At 71.7% G+C, this 14,041-nt stretch carries 12 protein-coding genes; 1 reads left to right on the top strand and 11 read right to left on the bottom strand.

Going from position 1 to position 14,041, the window contains the following annotated elements; all coding sequences use genetic code 11:
* Window positions 1–2 precede the first annotated feature (2 nt).
* Entirely contained in the window at window positions 3–866 is an 864-nt protein-coding gene (locus Q7C18_RS00390; RefSeq protein WP_311023513.1) for a formylglycine-generating enzyme family protein, read from the bottom strand.
* A gap of 203 nt (window positions 867–1,069) precedes the next feature.
* Between Q7C18_RS00390 and betC the strand changes: the two genes are divergently transcribed.
* Window positions 1,070–2,674 carry a choline-sulfatase gene (gene betC, locus Q7C18_RS00385; protein WP_311023511.1) on the top strand — a complete coding sequence of 535 codons (1,605 nt, stop codon included), beginning with the start codon at window positions 1,070–1,072 and terminating at the stop codon, window positions 2,672–2,674.
* A gap of 102 nt (window positions 2,675–2,776) precedes the next feature.
* On the opposite strand, the gene hemL is transcribed toward betC, so the two are convergent.
* The 10 genes from hemL to hemE form a co-directional block, all read right to left on the bottom strand.
* On the bottom strand, window positions 2,777–4,117 hold the full coding sequence (gene hemL / locus Q7C18_RS00380; RefSeq protein WP_311023510.1) for a glutamate-1-semialdehyde 2,1-aminomutase: 1,341 nt from the start codon (window positions 4,115–4,117) through the stop codon (window positions 2,777–2,779).
* A gap of 15 nt (window positions 4,118–4,132) precedes the next feature.
* The gene (hemB, locus tag Q7C18_RS00375) at window positions 4,133–5,116 is read right to left on the bottom strand and encodes a porphobilinogen synthase (protein ID WP_311023509.1); all 984 of its coding nucleotides are present in this window, start codon (window positions 5,114–5,116) and stop codon (window positions 4,133–4,135) included.
* Between the two features lie 183 nt (window positions 5,117–5,299).
* The gene (locus Q7C18_RS00370; protein WP_070159351.1) at window positions 5,300–6,043 is read right to left on the bottom strand and encodes a uroporphyrinogen-III synthase; all 744 of its coding nucleotides are present in this window, start codon (window positions 6,041–6,043) and stop codon (window positions 5,300–5,302) included.
* Window positions 6,044–6,148: 105 nt separating this feature from the next.
* Window positions 6,149–7,453, bottom strand: a complete 1,305-nt coding sequence (locus tag Q7C18_RS00365) for an FtsX-like permease family protein (RefSeq protein ID WP_311023508.1) — start codon at window positions 7,451–7,453, stop codon at window positions 6,149–6,151.
* Window positions 7,450–8,163 carry an ABC transporter ATP-binding protein gene (locus tag Q7C18_RS00360; protein ID WP_311023506.1) on the bottom strand — a complete coding sequence of 238 codons (714 nt, stop codon included), beginning with the start codon at window positions 8,161–8,163 and terminating at the stop codon, window positions 7,450–7,452. Before Q7C18_RS00360 ends, Q7C18_RS00365 begins: the two co-directional genes overlap by 4 nt.
* A 98-nt stretch (window positions 8,164–8,261) precedes the next feature.
* Window positions 8,262–9,272, bottom strand: a complete 1,011-nt coding sequence (gene hemC, locus Q7C18_RS00355) for a hydroxymethylbilane synthase (RefSeq protein WP_311023505.1) — start codon at window positions 9,270–9,272, stop codon at window positions 8,262–8,264.
* Window positions 9,273–9,394: 122 nt separating this feature from the next.
* Complete coding sequence (locus Q7C18_RS00350) at window positions 9,395–10,537, bottom strand: ferrochelatase (protein WP_311023503.1); 1,143 nt, start codon at window positions 10,535–10,537, stop codon at window positions 9,395–9,397.
* Window position 10,538: 1 nt separating this feature from the next.
* On the bottom strand, window positions 10,539–11,282 hold the full coding sequence (gene hemQ, locus Q7C18_RS00345; protein ID WP_311023500.1) for a hydrogen peroxide-dependent heme synthase: 744 nt from the start codon (window positions 11,280–11,282) through the stop codon (window positions 10,539–10,541).
* Between the two features lie 130 nt (window positions 11,283–11,412).
* Window positions 11,413–12,837, bottom strand: a complete 1,425-nt coding sequence (locus Q7C18_RS00340; protein WP_311023497.1) for an FAD-dependent oxidoreductase — start codon at window positions 12,835–12,837, stop codon at window positions 11,413–11,415.
* Entirely contained in the window at window positions 12,834–14,003 is a 1,170-nt protein-coding gene (gene hemE / locus Q7C18_RS00335; protein ID WP_311024415.1) for a uroporphyrinogen decarboxylase, read from the bottom strand. Before hemE ends, Q7C18_RS00340 begins: the two co-directional genes overlap by 4 nt.
* Between the last annotated feature and the right edge of the window lie 38 nt (window positions 14,004–14,041).

The following is a 14,041-nucleotide window of genomic DNA, read 5'->3' as shown; positions in this document are numbered from 1 at the left end:
CCTCACCGGCTCAATGCCACCCGGAACCCCGCATGCCCCAAGGACGTGTCCGCCGTCGCGGAGCTGCGCGCCGAGGTCCGGTATCTCCGGCAATAGGACTCGTGGCACATGTACGACCCACCCCGCATCACCGGCTCGTCCGAGTCCCCAGACCACCTGCTCGCCGTCCATTCCCACACATTGCCGGTCACGTTGAACAGTCCGTAGCCGTTCGGCTCGAAGAACCGTACCGGAACCGTCCCCACCGGGCCGCCCGGCTCATCCGGGAAGGTGCCCGGGAAGATGTTCATCCGCCGCACACCGTCCGGGTCGAGCACCACACCCCACGGGTAGGGCTGCTGGTCCAGACCCCCGCGGGCGGCGAACTCCCACTCCTGCTCCGATGGCAGACGGGCGCCCAGCCAGGCCGTATAGGCCACCGCATCCCGTTGCGAGACATGGGTGACCGGGTGGTCCTCTCTGCCACGCACCGAGGACCCTGGCCCTTCCGGGGTGAACCATGTCGCCCCCGGCACCTGGCACCACCAAGGAGCCTCCGCCACCCGGGGCAGCCGTTCAGCCGCCTGGGGCGCCAGCTTTCCGGCGAACACCAGGGAGTCCCCACACCGCTGAGCATCGGTGACGTGCCCGGTGGCCAGCACGAACACCGCGAACTCCGCCACCGTGACTGTGGTCGCCGAGATCGCGAAGGGCGCCACCTCCACCGACCGCACCGGTCCCTCCCCGTCCTGCGGGTAGGCCAGCGCATCCTCACTGCCCATCCGGAAGGCCCCGCCGTCGAGCCCCACCAGGGCCAACTCGTCCGGAGCCGCGGCGGCCAGTGTCTCCAGCTCAGCCCTGCTGGGGCCCGGCACGGCAGAGCCCACCGCACCGCCGTCGTCGGATAAGACATCAGAAGCCGCGGGAGAAGCAGGACCGGACGCCCCACGGGAGGCGGCACAGCAGGGAGGCGCATCATCTGTCGAAGCCATCCCCACCACCTTAACCATCGCGAACATGTACGCTGGCCACGGCCCGTGCCTCCACGGGCGTCCACACTCACGCGCAGACCCAGAAGGAGGGATGCAGGATGACTGAAGAGCACGTCTCCCACCACGACGGAACCGTGTCTCCCCCTGCTGACGGAGCCACCGTCTCCCCTCCGAACATCGTGGTCATCCAGGCCGACCAGATGGCCGCCCAGGCCCTGGGCGCCTACGGCGACGAGGCAGCCAAGACGCCGCACATCGACGCGTTGGCCGCCGAGGGCGCGGTCTTTGACCGGGCCTACTGCAACACTCCGCTGTGTGCGCCGTCCCGTGCCTCGATGATGACCGGCACCATGCCCTCCGAGCTGGGCTGCTTCGACAACGGCGATGACTTCGCCTCCTCCGAGCCGACCTTCGCGCACCACCTGCGCAACGCCGGCTACCACACCGCCCTGGTGGGCCGGATGCACTTCATCGGCGCCGACCAGCACCACGGATTCGAGGAGCGGCTCACCACCGACGTCTACCCGGCGGACCTGGACATGGTCCCGGACTGGGACCTGCCCTTCGACCAGAAGCTGCAGTGGTACCACGACGCCGAGGCCGTCTTCGACGCCGGGGTCTCAGAAGCCTCGGTCCAGCAGGACTTCGACGACGAAGTGGCCTTCCGCACGCTGCGCCATCTCAACGACCGGGTCCGGGCCCGCCAGTGGGCCGAAGCCCACGGAGAGCAGGCCCGGCCGTTCCTGATGGTCTCCAGCTTCATCCACCCGCATGACCCCTACGAGCCTCCCCAGGAGCACTGGGACCGGTTCGGCGACGGAGACATCCCGGACCCCGCCCATCCGGAGGTCCCGGACCCGGCCTCCGACCCGCACAGCCACCGGCTGCGGGCAATGAGCGGCTTCGACCTCCTAGACCCCGGCATCGACGAGGTGCGGCGGGCCCGTCACGCCTACTACGCGGCGGTCAGCTACATCGACGACCACGTGGGGCGGATCCGGGCGCAGCTGGAGAAGCTGGGGCTGATGGACAACACAGTGATCATCGTCACCTCCGACCACGGCGACATGCTCGGTGAGAAGGGCCTCTGGTACAAGATGTCCCCCTACGAGCAGTCCGCACGAGTCCCGATGATCATCCACGGACCGGAGCACCTGGTGCCGAAGGGCCGGTACCGGACCCCGGTCTCCCTGCTGGACCTGATGCCCACGCTGCTGCAGCTGGGGCAGGCCCCCGCGGCAGAGACCCGCGGGGACTCCATGCTGGAGATCGCCCAGAAGGAGGCCGCCGGAGAGCTCGACCCGGACAGCCGGGACGTCGTCATCGAGTATCTCGCCGAAGGCACCGTGCGCCCGCAGCTGACCATCGTCCGTGGGCCGCACAAGTTCATCACCTGCCCCGGCGACCCGGATCAGCTGTTCGACCTGCAGGCCGATCCTGACGAACTGCGCAATGTGGCCGACGACCCGGCCTACGCCGACGTCGTCACCGCCCTGCGCGGTGAGCTGGACGCCCGCTACGACCTCGCCACGCTCGAAGACCAGGTCCGAGCCAGCCAGCGCCGGCGGCGTCTGGTGGCCGAGGCGCTGAGCAAGGGTCAGGCGCGCAGCTTCGACTTCGACCCGGACCCGGAGCAGCGCTACGTGCGCGGAGACTTCTGGTCCGCCCTGAAGTACGGCACCATCCGCCAGTCGGCGAGCTGACGCAGCCCGCAGAACAACGAGTGGCCACGAATCACCGGATCTCCCGGGTGACACGCCGTGCGTGCCCCGGAGATGCCGGGATTCGTGGCCACTCGATGCGTCTTAGGCGGCTGCGGCAGCCTCGGCCGCCTTCGGCAGCGCGTCCAGGATCCGCTGGACGGCGGCGTCGTCGTGGGCGGCGGAGAGGAACCAGGCCTCGAACACGCTGGGCGGCAGGTACACCCCGGCCTCCAGCATGGCGTGGAAGAACGGCCCGTAGCGGAAGGCCTCCTGAGCCTGCGCCTGCGCGTAGTTGCTCACTCCGGCGGCCGAGGTGCCGAAGGCCACGGAGAACAGGGAGCCGACCTTCTGGATGGAGTGGTCCACCCCGGCGGCGTCCAGCGCCTCTCCCAAGGCGAAGGCCACGACGTCGGCCTGCCGGTCGATGTGCTGGTACACCTCCGCGGTGGCGTGCTCGAGGGTGGCCACACCGGCGGCCATCGCCACCGGGTTTCCGGAGAGCGTGCCCGCGTGGTAGACGGGCCCGGTGGGCGCCAGGTGCTCCATGATCTCGCGCCGTCCGGCCACCGCGGCGGTGGGAAGCCCCCCGCCGATGACCTTCGCGAACGTGAACAGGTCCGGGAGCCAGCCCTCCACCCGGCCGGAGGCGCCCCAGTACCCGGCCTCGGTGATGCGGAAGCCGGTCATGACCTCGTCGAAGATCATCAGCGCACCGTGCCGGGAGGTGATCTCCCGGATGAAGGCGTTGAAGCCCTCCCCCGGGGGCACCACGCCCATGTTCGCCGGGGTGGCCTCGGTGATGACGGCGGCGACGTCGTCGCCCCGCTCGGCGAAGACCTGCTCCAGGGCGGCGCGGTCGTTGTACTCGATCACGATGGTCTCGGAGGCCTGCGCCTCGGTCACCCCGGCCGAGCCGGGCAGCCCCAGGGTGGCCACGCCTGAGCCGGCGGCGGCCAGCAGCCCGTCCGAATGCCCGTGGTAGCAGCCGGCGAACTTGATCACCAGGTTCCGTCCGGTGGCGCCTCGGGCCAGGCGGATGGCCGTCATCGTGGCTTCCGTGCCGGTGGAGACCATGCGGATCATCTCCGCGCCGCTCCCGGCCTCATCCTGAACCCGGGAGCGCACCAGCTCGGCCAGTCGCGTCTCGGCGGGATGGGAGGTGCCGAAGCCCAGGCCGGCGTCGACGGCGGCGTGCACGGCCTCGATGACCTGCGGGTGCTTGTGCCCCAGCAGCGCCGGCCCCCAGGAGCCGACGAGGTCCACGTACTGCGTGCCCTCGGCGTCGGTGAGGTAGGGCCCCTCGGCGGAGACCATGAACGCCGGGGTCCCTCCGACCGAGCCGAAGGCCCGCACCGGGGAGCTCACCCCGCCGGGCATCAGGTCGCGGGCGGAGTCGAAGAGCTGCTGGTTGGTCTGGGGGTTCGTCACGGAGTCCTCTCGCATCACAGGGTCTACAGGTCAGGAATTCTCGCGCAGCCAGCCGGCGATCTCGGCGGCGTGATAGGTCAGCACGTTCGTGGCGCCGGCGCGGCGGATGGCGGTGATGGACTCCAGGATCACGGCCCGGCGGTCGATCCACCCCTGGGCGGCGGCGGCCTCGATCATCGCGTACTCACCGCTGACCTGATAGGCCGCCACGGGCACGTCGCTGATCTCGGCGACGTCGGCCAGGATGTCCAGGTAGGCGGTGGCGGGCTTGACCATGATCATGTCCGCACCCTCGGTGATGTCCAGCTCCGCCTCGCGCAGCGCCTCTGTCCGGTTGGGCGCGTCCATCTGGTAGGTGCGTCGGTCCCCGGAAAGCTGGGAGTCCACCGCCTCCCGGAAGGGACCGTAGAAGGCCGAGGCGTACTTGGCCGAATAGGCGAGGATCGGCACCTCCTGGTGGCCGGCGTCGTCCAACGCCTGGCGAATCACCGCCACCTGGCCGTCCATCATGCCGGAGGGCGCGACGACGTCGGCGCCGGCCTCGGCCTGGGCCACACCCATCTGCGCGTAGATCTCCAGCGTGGCGTCATTGTCGACCGCCCCGTCGGCGGTGAGCACCCCGCAGTGGCCGTGGTCGGTGAACTCGTCCAGGCAGAGGTCGCTCATCACCGGCAGCTCCTCCCCCACACGCTCCTTCACCGCCCGGATGCTGCGGTTCAGGATGCCCTCCGGGTCCAGGGATGCCGTGCCGGAGGCGTCACGGACGGCGGGGATTCCGAAGAGCATGATCCCGCCCAGGCCCAGCTCACGCGCCTCATCGGCGGCCTCGAGCAGCGTGGCCTCGGTGTGCTGCAGCACCCCGGGCATAGAGCTGATCGGGCTGGGCTCGGTGAGCCCCTCGCGGACGAACACCGGAAGGATCAGATCGGCCGGGTGCAGCCGGGTCTCGGCCACCAGGCGGCGGAGTGCAGGGGTGCGGCGCAGGCGACGCGGGCGGCGGGCGGGGAAACTCACGCAGGAACTCCTGGGGTCTGGTGGACAGGACACGGCGGACTGGTCCGAGGGACACCCGGCACATGCGGCGGCACTGCCAGCGACATCCCCGCCCATTCTAGTGAAGCGGCCGGAGCGCTGCCGTCAGCTGCGCTGAGTGTTCGCGCACAGCGCCCGGGCCCCATCCCGACGACGGCACGCCCCTCACCCTCGCCGCAGCGCGCGCATCACCGCGCCGGCCGACACCCCGTCCAAGGTGCGTGCCGGGAGCCCCAGCTCAGCCAGCGTGACGGCGGTCGGCCGCCCGATCGCCAGCAGCCGTGGCCTCACGCCGTCGGCGAGCTTCAGCTGCGACCACGCCCGGGCCGCGGACGAACTGGTGACCAGCACGACGTCGGCGTCGGTGAGATCTCCCGGCCCCAGGGCCCCGGGGTCCTGCGACGGCGGGAGACCCCCGTCCGTCACCCTGCTGACCGTCTCATAGGCCGTCACCTGGGTGACGTCACGACCGGAGGCTCTCAGCCCCTCCACCAGCTGCGGCCGGGCCTGCGCCGACTGCGGCAGCAGCACCCGCTCTCCGGGCTCAGCGTCCGGGAGGCAGGTGAGGATTCCCGCAGCGCTGGCCTCGCGGTGCGGCATCCACACGTCTTCGGATCCGCGGGGCAGAGCCTGGGCGGTGCCGGACCCGGTCACCCCGATCCTGGTCCCCGACGGCACAGTGCCGTCCCAGCCCGCCTGCTGCAGAGCCCAGACGGTGGTGCGTGATGTCAGCAGCAGCCAGTCGACACGTCCCGCGGCCAGGTCGGCGACGGCGGCCTGCAGCTCCCCGAGGTCCTGAGGCAGCCGCTGCTCGGTCACCGGGAGGAACCCGACGTCGACCCCGACCTCGCGCAGCCCGGCCTCCAGCTGCCCGGCCTGATGGGGCCAGCGGGTGAGGACGATGCGCACAGCGACTCCTGAGAAGTGGTCGGCGGACAGGGCCTCTCCGAGCCTAGTGGCATCGGTCCAGGACGGCCCAGTCCGCAGCGGCCTGCTCAGTCCGAGGCCGTCTCCTCAGACGGCGATGACCCGACGAAGCGTGGGTCGGCTGGCGAGCACGCCGAGCAGCACCACCAGCACACCGAGCACCAGCACCCCGGCCACGGTGGCGGCTGAGGCCGGAGCCAGCAGCACCGCAGCACCCACCAGCGGCAGCGCCGTCGTCGCCGCGGCCAGCACGGCGATGAGCACCACCGCCAGCAGCGAGCGCATCACCGCCAGCCGGCGGATGGCCGCCAGCTGGGGCAGTTCGAAGCCCATCTTGGCCAGCGAGGAGTACAGGTCCCGCCGGTCCAGCACCTGGGCGGTCTGGCTGATGCCTACCGCGCAGGCTGTCATCACGAACGACACCGCCAGCGTCAGCAGCACGCCGCGCTGGACATCACCCAGCAGCATCAGGTCCGTGGGGTCCACCGAGCCGCTCGCCCCGAGGGAGGCCAGGCCCATCCCGGCGCCGGCGATCACCCCCACATAGGTGGTGATCGCGACGCCGCCGACCTGCTGCCACATCTGCTGCGGCGACTCCAGCACGCTGCGCGCGGCGATGAGCCGTTCCGCCGTCCCCGCCCGGCGGAGCTGCCAGCCGGTGACGATCTTCAGCACCCACGGCCCCAGCAGGTGGATCGCCACCAACGGCACCGCGATCGCCGCCAGCACCATGGTCAGCACCACGGCCATGGACCCCACGCCCAACACTTGAGCCAGCGTCTGGGCGATCACAAAACCCGCACCGGCGAGGAGCAGGCGTACCCAGTGGACGCGGGCCGGCAGGGTGCGGGTGCGCACGCCCAGAGGCGTGATCTCGATGCGTCGCATCCCGACCGCCGCACTGGCCACCGCCACCAGCACCAGCACGGCCGCGGTGCCCACCAGCATGAGCGGGCCCATCCACAGCCCGTCCACCCCCATGCGTTCGCCGGCGAAGGGCAGCAGCCCGACCAGCGGCATCAGCGCCAGGTACAGGACGGCCCCACCGACGACGCCGGCGACCGCCAGCACCGCGGACTCGGCCAGCGCCAGACCGCGCAGCTGACGGCCGGAGGCTCCGAGCAGCCGCAGGCTGGAGAGCCGTTCGTCCCGACGGCGGGCCATCAGCCGCGCAGAAGACGCCATGAGGAGCACCATGGGCACCGTCAGCAGCACCAGCGCGACGGCGGCCAGCACCATGTAGAGGCCGGCCAGCTCCCCCTCGATCCGGAAGAACCAGGCCGCCCCGCCCACCACCATGTAGGCGATGCCGCTGGTGATCGAGAAGGCCGCCACCGGCAGCGTCCAGACCTCCCGCTGGCTGAACAGCCGAGACAGGAACAGGCGGTTCATGCGGCCACCTCCGCGGAGTCGTGGACCACGCGGCCGTCCTGCAGGCGGATCAGCCGCGAACAGCGGGCGGCCACGGACTCGTCATGGGTGACCATGACCAGCGGGGCTCCCCGCGAGACGGTGGAGCTCAGCAGGGCGTCGAGCACCGACTCGGAGGTCGCGGAGTCCAGCGCACCGGTGGGCTCGTCGGCGAACACCACGGCCGGCTCGTTGACCTGGGCCCGGGCGATGGCCACCCGCTGGGCCTGTCCGCCTGAGAGCTGCCCGGGGCGGCGCTGCTCGAATCCGGCCAGGCCCAGGGCGGCGAGCCAGCCGACCGCCCGCTGCTCGGCCGCGGCCCGCGGCGTGCCCGAGACCATGAGCGCGACGGCGACGTTCTCGAGGGCGGTCAGCTCGGGAAGCAGCAGCCCCTCCTGGAACACGAAGCCGATGTGCTCCCGGCGCAGCCGGGCACGCTGCTCGGCGTCCATGGTGGACATCCTCAGAGGGGCCTGTCCCGCCGCGGGGCTGAACTGCACCTCGCCGGTGTCCGCAGGCAGGATGCCGGAGAGCACATGCATCAGAGTGGTCTTGCCGGACCCGGACGGGCCCATGATGGCCACCGACTCCGAAGGGCGGACGGTCAGCCCGGCGTCGACCAGCGCCTGGGCGGAGTCATAGGTCTTGGACAGCGAGTGGGCCTGCAGCACAGGCGGAGCGGAAGTGATCATGCCTCCAGCATCCGCCGACGGGCCGCCCCGGCACATCGGAGCAGAGGTGGAACCTGGGCTCATCCTGCAGGATGAGCCGCTCCGCCCTCCGGAGGGGCTCAGGTGTCGATCACATGGGCGAGCAGCCCGGTGTCCTCGGCGATCAGCTGCTCGGCCACCTGCGTGCCGAGCTCCACGGCCCGCGGCACCGGCCCCCCGGCCGCGGCGAGGGGCAGCTCGGCCTGGGCCCGCTGCACGGCCGAGCCGTCGGGTGCGCACACCACGGCGCGCAGCTGCAGCACGGCGGGCCCGTCGGTGTCCTCGGAGAAGCGGGCGAGCCCGCCGATCGGTGCGGAGCATCCGGCGTTGAGCCGGGCCAGCAGCGCCCGCTCGGCGGTGGTCTCCAGACGGGCGGCGATGTCGTCGTAGTCCTGCAGCGCCGCAGCCAGCGGCGCCTGGCCGACGGCGTCCTCGGCACGGACCTCGACCGCGAGCGCCCCCTGCCCCGGTGCGGGCAGCATGACCGCCGGGTCCAGCAGCTCGGAGATGTGGTGCTCCAGCCCCAGCCGGCGCAGCCCCGCCCCGGCGAGCACGACGGCGTCCAGGTCGCCCCGCGCGGCGTCGGGCGCCTGGGTGGAGACCTCCGCGGCATCCTCCCGGCCCCGCACGCGTGCCAGCCGGGTGCCGACGTTGCCGCGGATGTCGACGATCTGCAGGTCGGGGCGCGCTGCCAGCAGCTGGGCGGCTCGGCGCGGGGAGCCGGTGCCGACCTTCGCCCCGTGGGGCAGCTCGGTCAGTGGTGCCTCGCCGGCGGAGCACAGAGCGTCCCGGACGTCCTCCCGTGCGGGCACGGCGGCGATGCTCAGCCCCTCGAGGTCCTTGGCCGGCAGGTCCTTCAGCGAATGGACGGCCACGTCACAGGTGCGGTCGAACAGGGCCTGGCGCAGCGCGGAGGCGAAGACGCCGGTGCCGCCCATCTGGGCCAACGGGCCGGTCAGGACGTCCCCGTCGGTGCGCACCGTGATGAGCTCATGGCCCAGCCCGGAGGAGTCGCTCAGCGCCTGGGCCACCGTGGTGGTCTGGGTCATCGCCAGCCGACTGCCTCGGGTGCCGACGCGGAACTGTTCCATCACTCGTCCTCCTGCGGATCATGCGGCGAGGGCCTCCGCTCCCGGTGGAGCGGAGGCCCTCCGCGGCGGATCGGTGCTGCCTGTTCCGGCAGCGGCCACGGCGTGGTGCCGGGACCATCCTCTCAGGCGGAGGGGTCCTCCAGCGGGGTGCCCCAGCCGCCGTCGCCGGTGAGGTCGCTCCAGTCACCGGGCACGGTCTGCTCGCCGGCGGCCAGCGGACGGCCCTCGGCGTCGAGCATGTACTCCCCCAGGATGTCCACCAGACCGGAGACGAACGCCGGGTGCACACCGGTGGTCGGCGCCCGGTGGAAGGCCAGGCCGTGCTCCTCGGCGGTCTCCTTGGCCTCGGTGTCGAGGTCCCAGATCACCTCCATGTGGTCGGAGATGAACCCGAAGGGCATCACCACCACACCGGCGTAGGACTCCGCGTCCTCCTCGATCTGGTCATTGATGTCCGGCTCCAGCCACGGAGTGCGCGGATCGCCGGACCGGGACTGGAACACCACCTGGTGGTCCAGCCCGGCGGCCTCCTCCACGGAGTCCATGAGGTGGTCGGCCAGGGCCTGGTGCTGGGCGGTGTAGACGTCGGTGCCGAAGATCTCCTTGATCCGGGCCGGACCCTGCCGTTCCGCCACCGCCGTGGGGATCGAGTGGGTCACGAAGAGGACCTTGATGCGGCCCTCGGGCTTCCCACCCGCCTCCAGCTGGGCCCGGACGTCCTTGACGCCGGCAGCCAGGAACTCGGCGTTGGGATGGGTGAAGGCCTTGTCATAGAAGAACTGACGGACCTTCACCAGGGTCAGCTCGCCCTCCAGCCCGGTGTCCTTCAGCGTCCGCTCGAAGTCCTCCAGGTACTGGTCGTTGCTGGAGTACCCGGCGTAGGCGGAGGTCACCAGCACCAGCACGCGACGGTGGCCCGCGTCGTGCATCTGGCGGAAGGTGTCGGTGAAGTAGGGGCCCCAGTTGCGGTTGCCCCAGTACATCGGGACGTCGATCCCGCGCTCAGCGAGCTCCTGCTCCAGCGCGCTCTTGAGCTGGCGGTTCTGCTCGTTGATCGGGCTCACGCCGCCGTTGGCGCGGTAGTGGGTGGCGACCTCCTCGAGGCGCTCGTCCGGGATCCCGCGGCCGACGGTGACGTTGCGCAGGAACGGGATGACGTCGTCCTGACCCTCCGGACCGCCGAAGCTGGCCAGCAGGACGGCGTCGTAGACGGCGCGCTCGCCCTCGGCGGGGGGCTGGGGGATGCTCTCAGGTGCGGTGGTCATGTCAGATGAGAACCTCAGCAATCTCGTCAGTGCTCTTCAGGCGGCGTCCGGTGTAGAACGGAGTCTCGTCCCGGACGTGGTATCGGGTCTCCGACTCGCGCAGACGACGCATCATGTCCACGAGGTCGGTCAGGTGCGGCGACTCCAGGCCGAGCAGCCACTCCCAGTCGTTCAGGGCGAAGGCGCTGGTGGTGTTGGCCAGCACGGAGGGGAACTCTTGGCCCAGCATGCCGTGCTCGCGCAGCATGGTGCCGCGCTTCTTCGGGTCCATGAGGTACCAGTCGTAGGACCGGTTGAAGGGGTAGACGACCAGCCAGTCCTCGGCGTCCACGCCGAGGGTGAAGGCCGGCACGTGACTGCGGGCGAACTCCGCGGTGCGGTGCACGCCCATCGCCGAGAACACGATGCGGGAGGAGCCCAGCAGCCCGGTGCGGTGCAGACGGCGCAGCGCCGCCTGCAGGGCCTCGGCGGAGTGGGCGGTCAACCACGTCATCACATCGGCGTCGGCACGCATCCCGGAGACGTCGTACACGCCGCGCAGGACGACCTCGTCCTCGGCCAGGGCGGCGACGGCGTCGTCGAACTCCCGGGCCCGCGGGGCGATCTGTTCGGTGCCGGCCTGCGGGCCGCGGACGGCCTCCGCCGAGCTGTCCGTGCGGGCGAAGACCGTGTACAGGGTGTACCAGTCCTTGCCCGAGCTGTTGACCTCTTCCGGGGTCCTCTGCGCGTTGCGGCCGTAGCTCATGCTCTCCTCCTGCTTCTCGGCGCCGCCCCAACCCTATCGGGAGGGCCTGACACGGCGCGCGATCGTTCTTCTACATTATGTAGAAAATCTGTGGTCCGTGACAGACGGACCCGGTCTCATGTGGCGAGTCTCATGTGGCGAGAATCTCGGCGGCGGTCGCGCGCGCATCCGGCACCACCCGGGCCAGACCGGTCCCAGAGAACCAGCTGCCCACCACGCTCACCGCGGAGCCGGCCAGCTCGCCGCGCATCCCCCGAATGCGCCGGGCATGCCCGGCCGTGGCCTGCGGCAGCGCCTTCTCCCAGCGCACCACATCAGCCTCCGCGACCCGATCCCCGAGTCCACCGATTCCGCACAGCGTGCCGACGTCGGACCTGGCGGCAGCCAGCAGCTCCGCGTCGCTCGAGTGCATCCCCAGCGCTCCGGAGCCGGGGGCGTCGGTCACCCGTCCGTAGGACAGGCGCACCAGATGCCGGCCGGCGCCCAGCGCCTCCGCCACCCACGGCCATTTCGCCGAGACATGCGTCATCGCCTTCGCCCCGACGCCGTCGACGCCCGGGGCCACCAGCATGCCGGTGCCCCGCGGGCGCCCGTCCAGCTCCGGGGCGTCCAGGAGCATCGAGACCAGGGCGACGCCGCGGCCGCGAGGCTCCGGCGCTCCGGCTCCGAATCCGGATCCGGATCCGGAGCCGCCCGGCACGTCGGCGTCGGCGCCCTCGGCTGCGATCGGGCCCAGAACAGGCTCCACCAGGCGTGCGGCGGCCGGAGCGTCCACGGCGAGGACCACATGATCATGGGCGGCGCGCAGCCCGGCGAGCGCGGTGACAGGCTCCCGCAGGCGGATGTCCGCCCCACCGGCTCGCAGCTGCTGCTCCAGCGCCCGGATGAGCGTGGCCATCCCGCCGTGCAGCGAATTCACCGCAGACCCCGGCGGTGCCTGCGCACGCACCGCGGCCACCCCGCGGGCCAGGGACCCCTCCCGCAGCATCGCCTCGACCAGCCCGGGCGCCGCGTTGCCGACGTCGAGCTCCTCCGGACGGGCCGAATGGACCCCGGAGACGATGGGGGTGACCAGCCGCTCCAGCACCTCGGGCCCCATCCGGTCGAGGACCAGCTCACCGACGGTGATGTCCTCCCGGTGCCGCCATGCCTCCACGGGCTCCGTGAGATCGGCGGAGGCGCGTTCCGCGGCCTCACGCCCGAGGATGCGCACCACGTCATCGGCCAGCGGGTCGGCCGGGATGCCCAGGATCCCCGTGGCAGGCAGCGGCGCGGCCAGATCCGGCAGCTGCAGCCAGGCACCGTCCGGCGTCGGCGCGATGACCTGCTCACCCAGGCCGAGCTCCTCGACGAGCCGCGGCACGGCGGGCGAACGCGTGGCGAAGGCCTCCGCGCCGGCGTCGACCTCGATCCCACCCAGCCGGTGGGTGCCGATGGCTCCGCCCAGACGCGGCTCCGCCTCCAACAGCGTCACCTGCCAGCCGCCGCGGAGCAGATCCCAGGCGACCACCAGGCCGGCGATCCCTCCCCCGACGACGGCGACGGAGCGGCTCATGCGCGCGTCGGCTCGATCTCCGCCGGAGAGATCGAATGGATCAGCGATACCACGCGGGTCAGGACCTCCGGGTCCGTGCTCGGCGGCACTCCGTGGCCCAGGTTGAGCACATGCCCGGCCGCACCCGAGCCGGCGGCGACGACGTCGCGCACATGGGCCTCGAGAACGTCCCAGTCGGCGGTCAGCAGCGCCGGGTCGATGTTGCCCTGCAGCGGGGTCTGCGCACCCAGGCGGCGCGTGGCCTCGGCCAGGTTCACCCGATAGTCGATGCCCACGACGTCCGCCCCGGCCTCCTTCATCAGGTCCAGGATCTCGCCGGTGCCGGTGCCGAAGTGGATCAGCGGGGCGCCCAGTCCGGCGACGTGGGAGAACGCGGCGGCGGAGTGCTTCTGCACGTGGGCGGCGTAGTCGTCCCGGCCCAGAGAACCGGCCCAGGAGTCGAAGAGCTGCGCGGCGGAGGCCCCGGCCATCAGCTGAGCGCGCATGAAACGGCCGGAGACGTCGGCGGCCCAGGAGGCCAGGGCGTCCCAGGTCTCGGGGTCGGCGTGCATCATGGTGCGCGGGCCCAGGTGATCCCGGGAGGGCCGCCCCTCCACCATGTAGGCGGCCAGCGTGAACGGTGCTCCGGCGAAGCCGATCAGCGGAGTGGAGCCCAGCTGCTCCACGGTCCGGGCCACCGCCTCGGTGATGGGCGCGAAGGCGTCGTCGTCAAGCTGCGGGAGGGCCTCCACATCGGCGCGGGTGCGCACCGGGTGGGCCAGCACCGGGCCCACGTTGGGCACGATCTCCACGTCGATGCCGGCCAGGCGCAGCGGAATGACGATGTCGGAGAAGAAGATCGCCGCGTCGACGTCGTGGCGACGCACCGGCTGCAGTGTGATCTCTGCCGCCATCTCCGGGTCCAGGCAGGCGTCCAGCATGGAGGTGCCTTCCCGCAGGGCGCGGTACTCCGGCAGCGAGCGGCCGGCCTGACGCATGAACCACACGGGGCGGCGGCCAGGCCGCGCGGGGTCTCCGGCGGCGTCGCGTCCGCCGCGATACTCCACCAGCAGCGGGGATTCCGCGGTGACGCCGCTGGTCAGCGGGTGGTCGGCGGGCAGGACGTCGCCGGCCTGAGCCTGCGCCTGAGCGCGGCGGACCGCGGAGGTCCGCACGGGCGCGGTCATCGGCGAGGAGGCGGCCATGCCGGAGAATGTTTCAGAAG

Source organism: Nesterenkonia sp. CL21 (genome assembly GCF_031705515.1).
Lineage (GTDB): Bacteria > Actinomycetota > Actinomycetes > Actinomycetales > Micrococcaceae > Nesterenkonia > Nesterenkonia aethiopica.
Note: the sequence above shows the minus strand (reverse complement) of the source record. Positions and strands in the feature narration are given on the sequence as shown.

Excerpts from the sequence above, each read along its gene's own strand:
- betC (WP_311023511.1), top strand. The coding sequence starts at position 1,070 with ATGACTGAAGAGCACGTCTCCCACCACGACGGAACCGTGTCTCCCCCT.
- hemL (WP_311023510.1), bottom strand. The coding sequence starts at position 4,117 with ATGCGAGAGGACTCCGTGACGAACCCCCAGACCAACCAGCAGCTCTTC.
- Q7C18_RS00365 (WP_311023508.1), bottom strand. The coding sequence starts at position 7,453 with ATGAACCGCCTGTTCCTGTCTCGGCTGTTCAGCCAGCGGGAGGTCTGG.
- Q7C18_RS00360 (WP_311023506.1), bottom strand. The coding sequence starts at position 8,163 with ATGATCACTTCCGCTCCGCCTGTGCTGCAGGCCCACTCGCTGTCCAAG.
- hemC (WP_311023505.1), bottom strand. The coding sequence starts at position 9,272 with ATGGAACAGTTCCGCGTCGGCACCCGAGGCAGTCGGCTGGCGATGACC.
- Q7C18_RS00350 (WP_311023503.1), bottom strand. The coding sequence starts at position 10,537 with ATGACCACCGCACCTGAGAGCATCCCCCAGCCCCCCGCCGAGGGCGAG.
- hemQ (WP_311023500.1), bottom strand. The coding sequence starts at position 11,282 with ATGAGCTACGGCCGCAACGCGCAGAGGACCCCGGAAGAGGTCAACAGC.
- Q7C18_RS00340 (WP_311023497.1), bottom strand. The coding sequence starts at position 12,837 with ATGAGCCGCTCCGTCGCCGTCGTCGGGGGAGGGATCGCCGGCCTGGTG.
- hemE (WP_311024415.1), bottom strand. The coding sequence starts at position 14,003 with ATGACCGCGCCCGTGCGGACCTCCGCGGTCCGCCGCGCTCAGGCGCAG.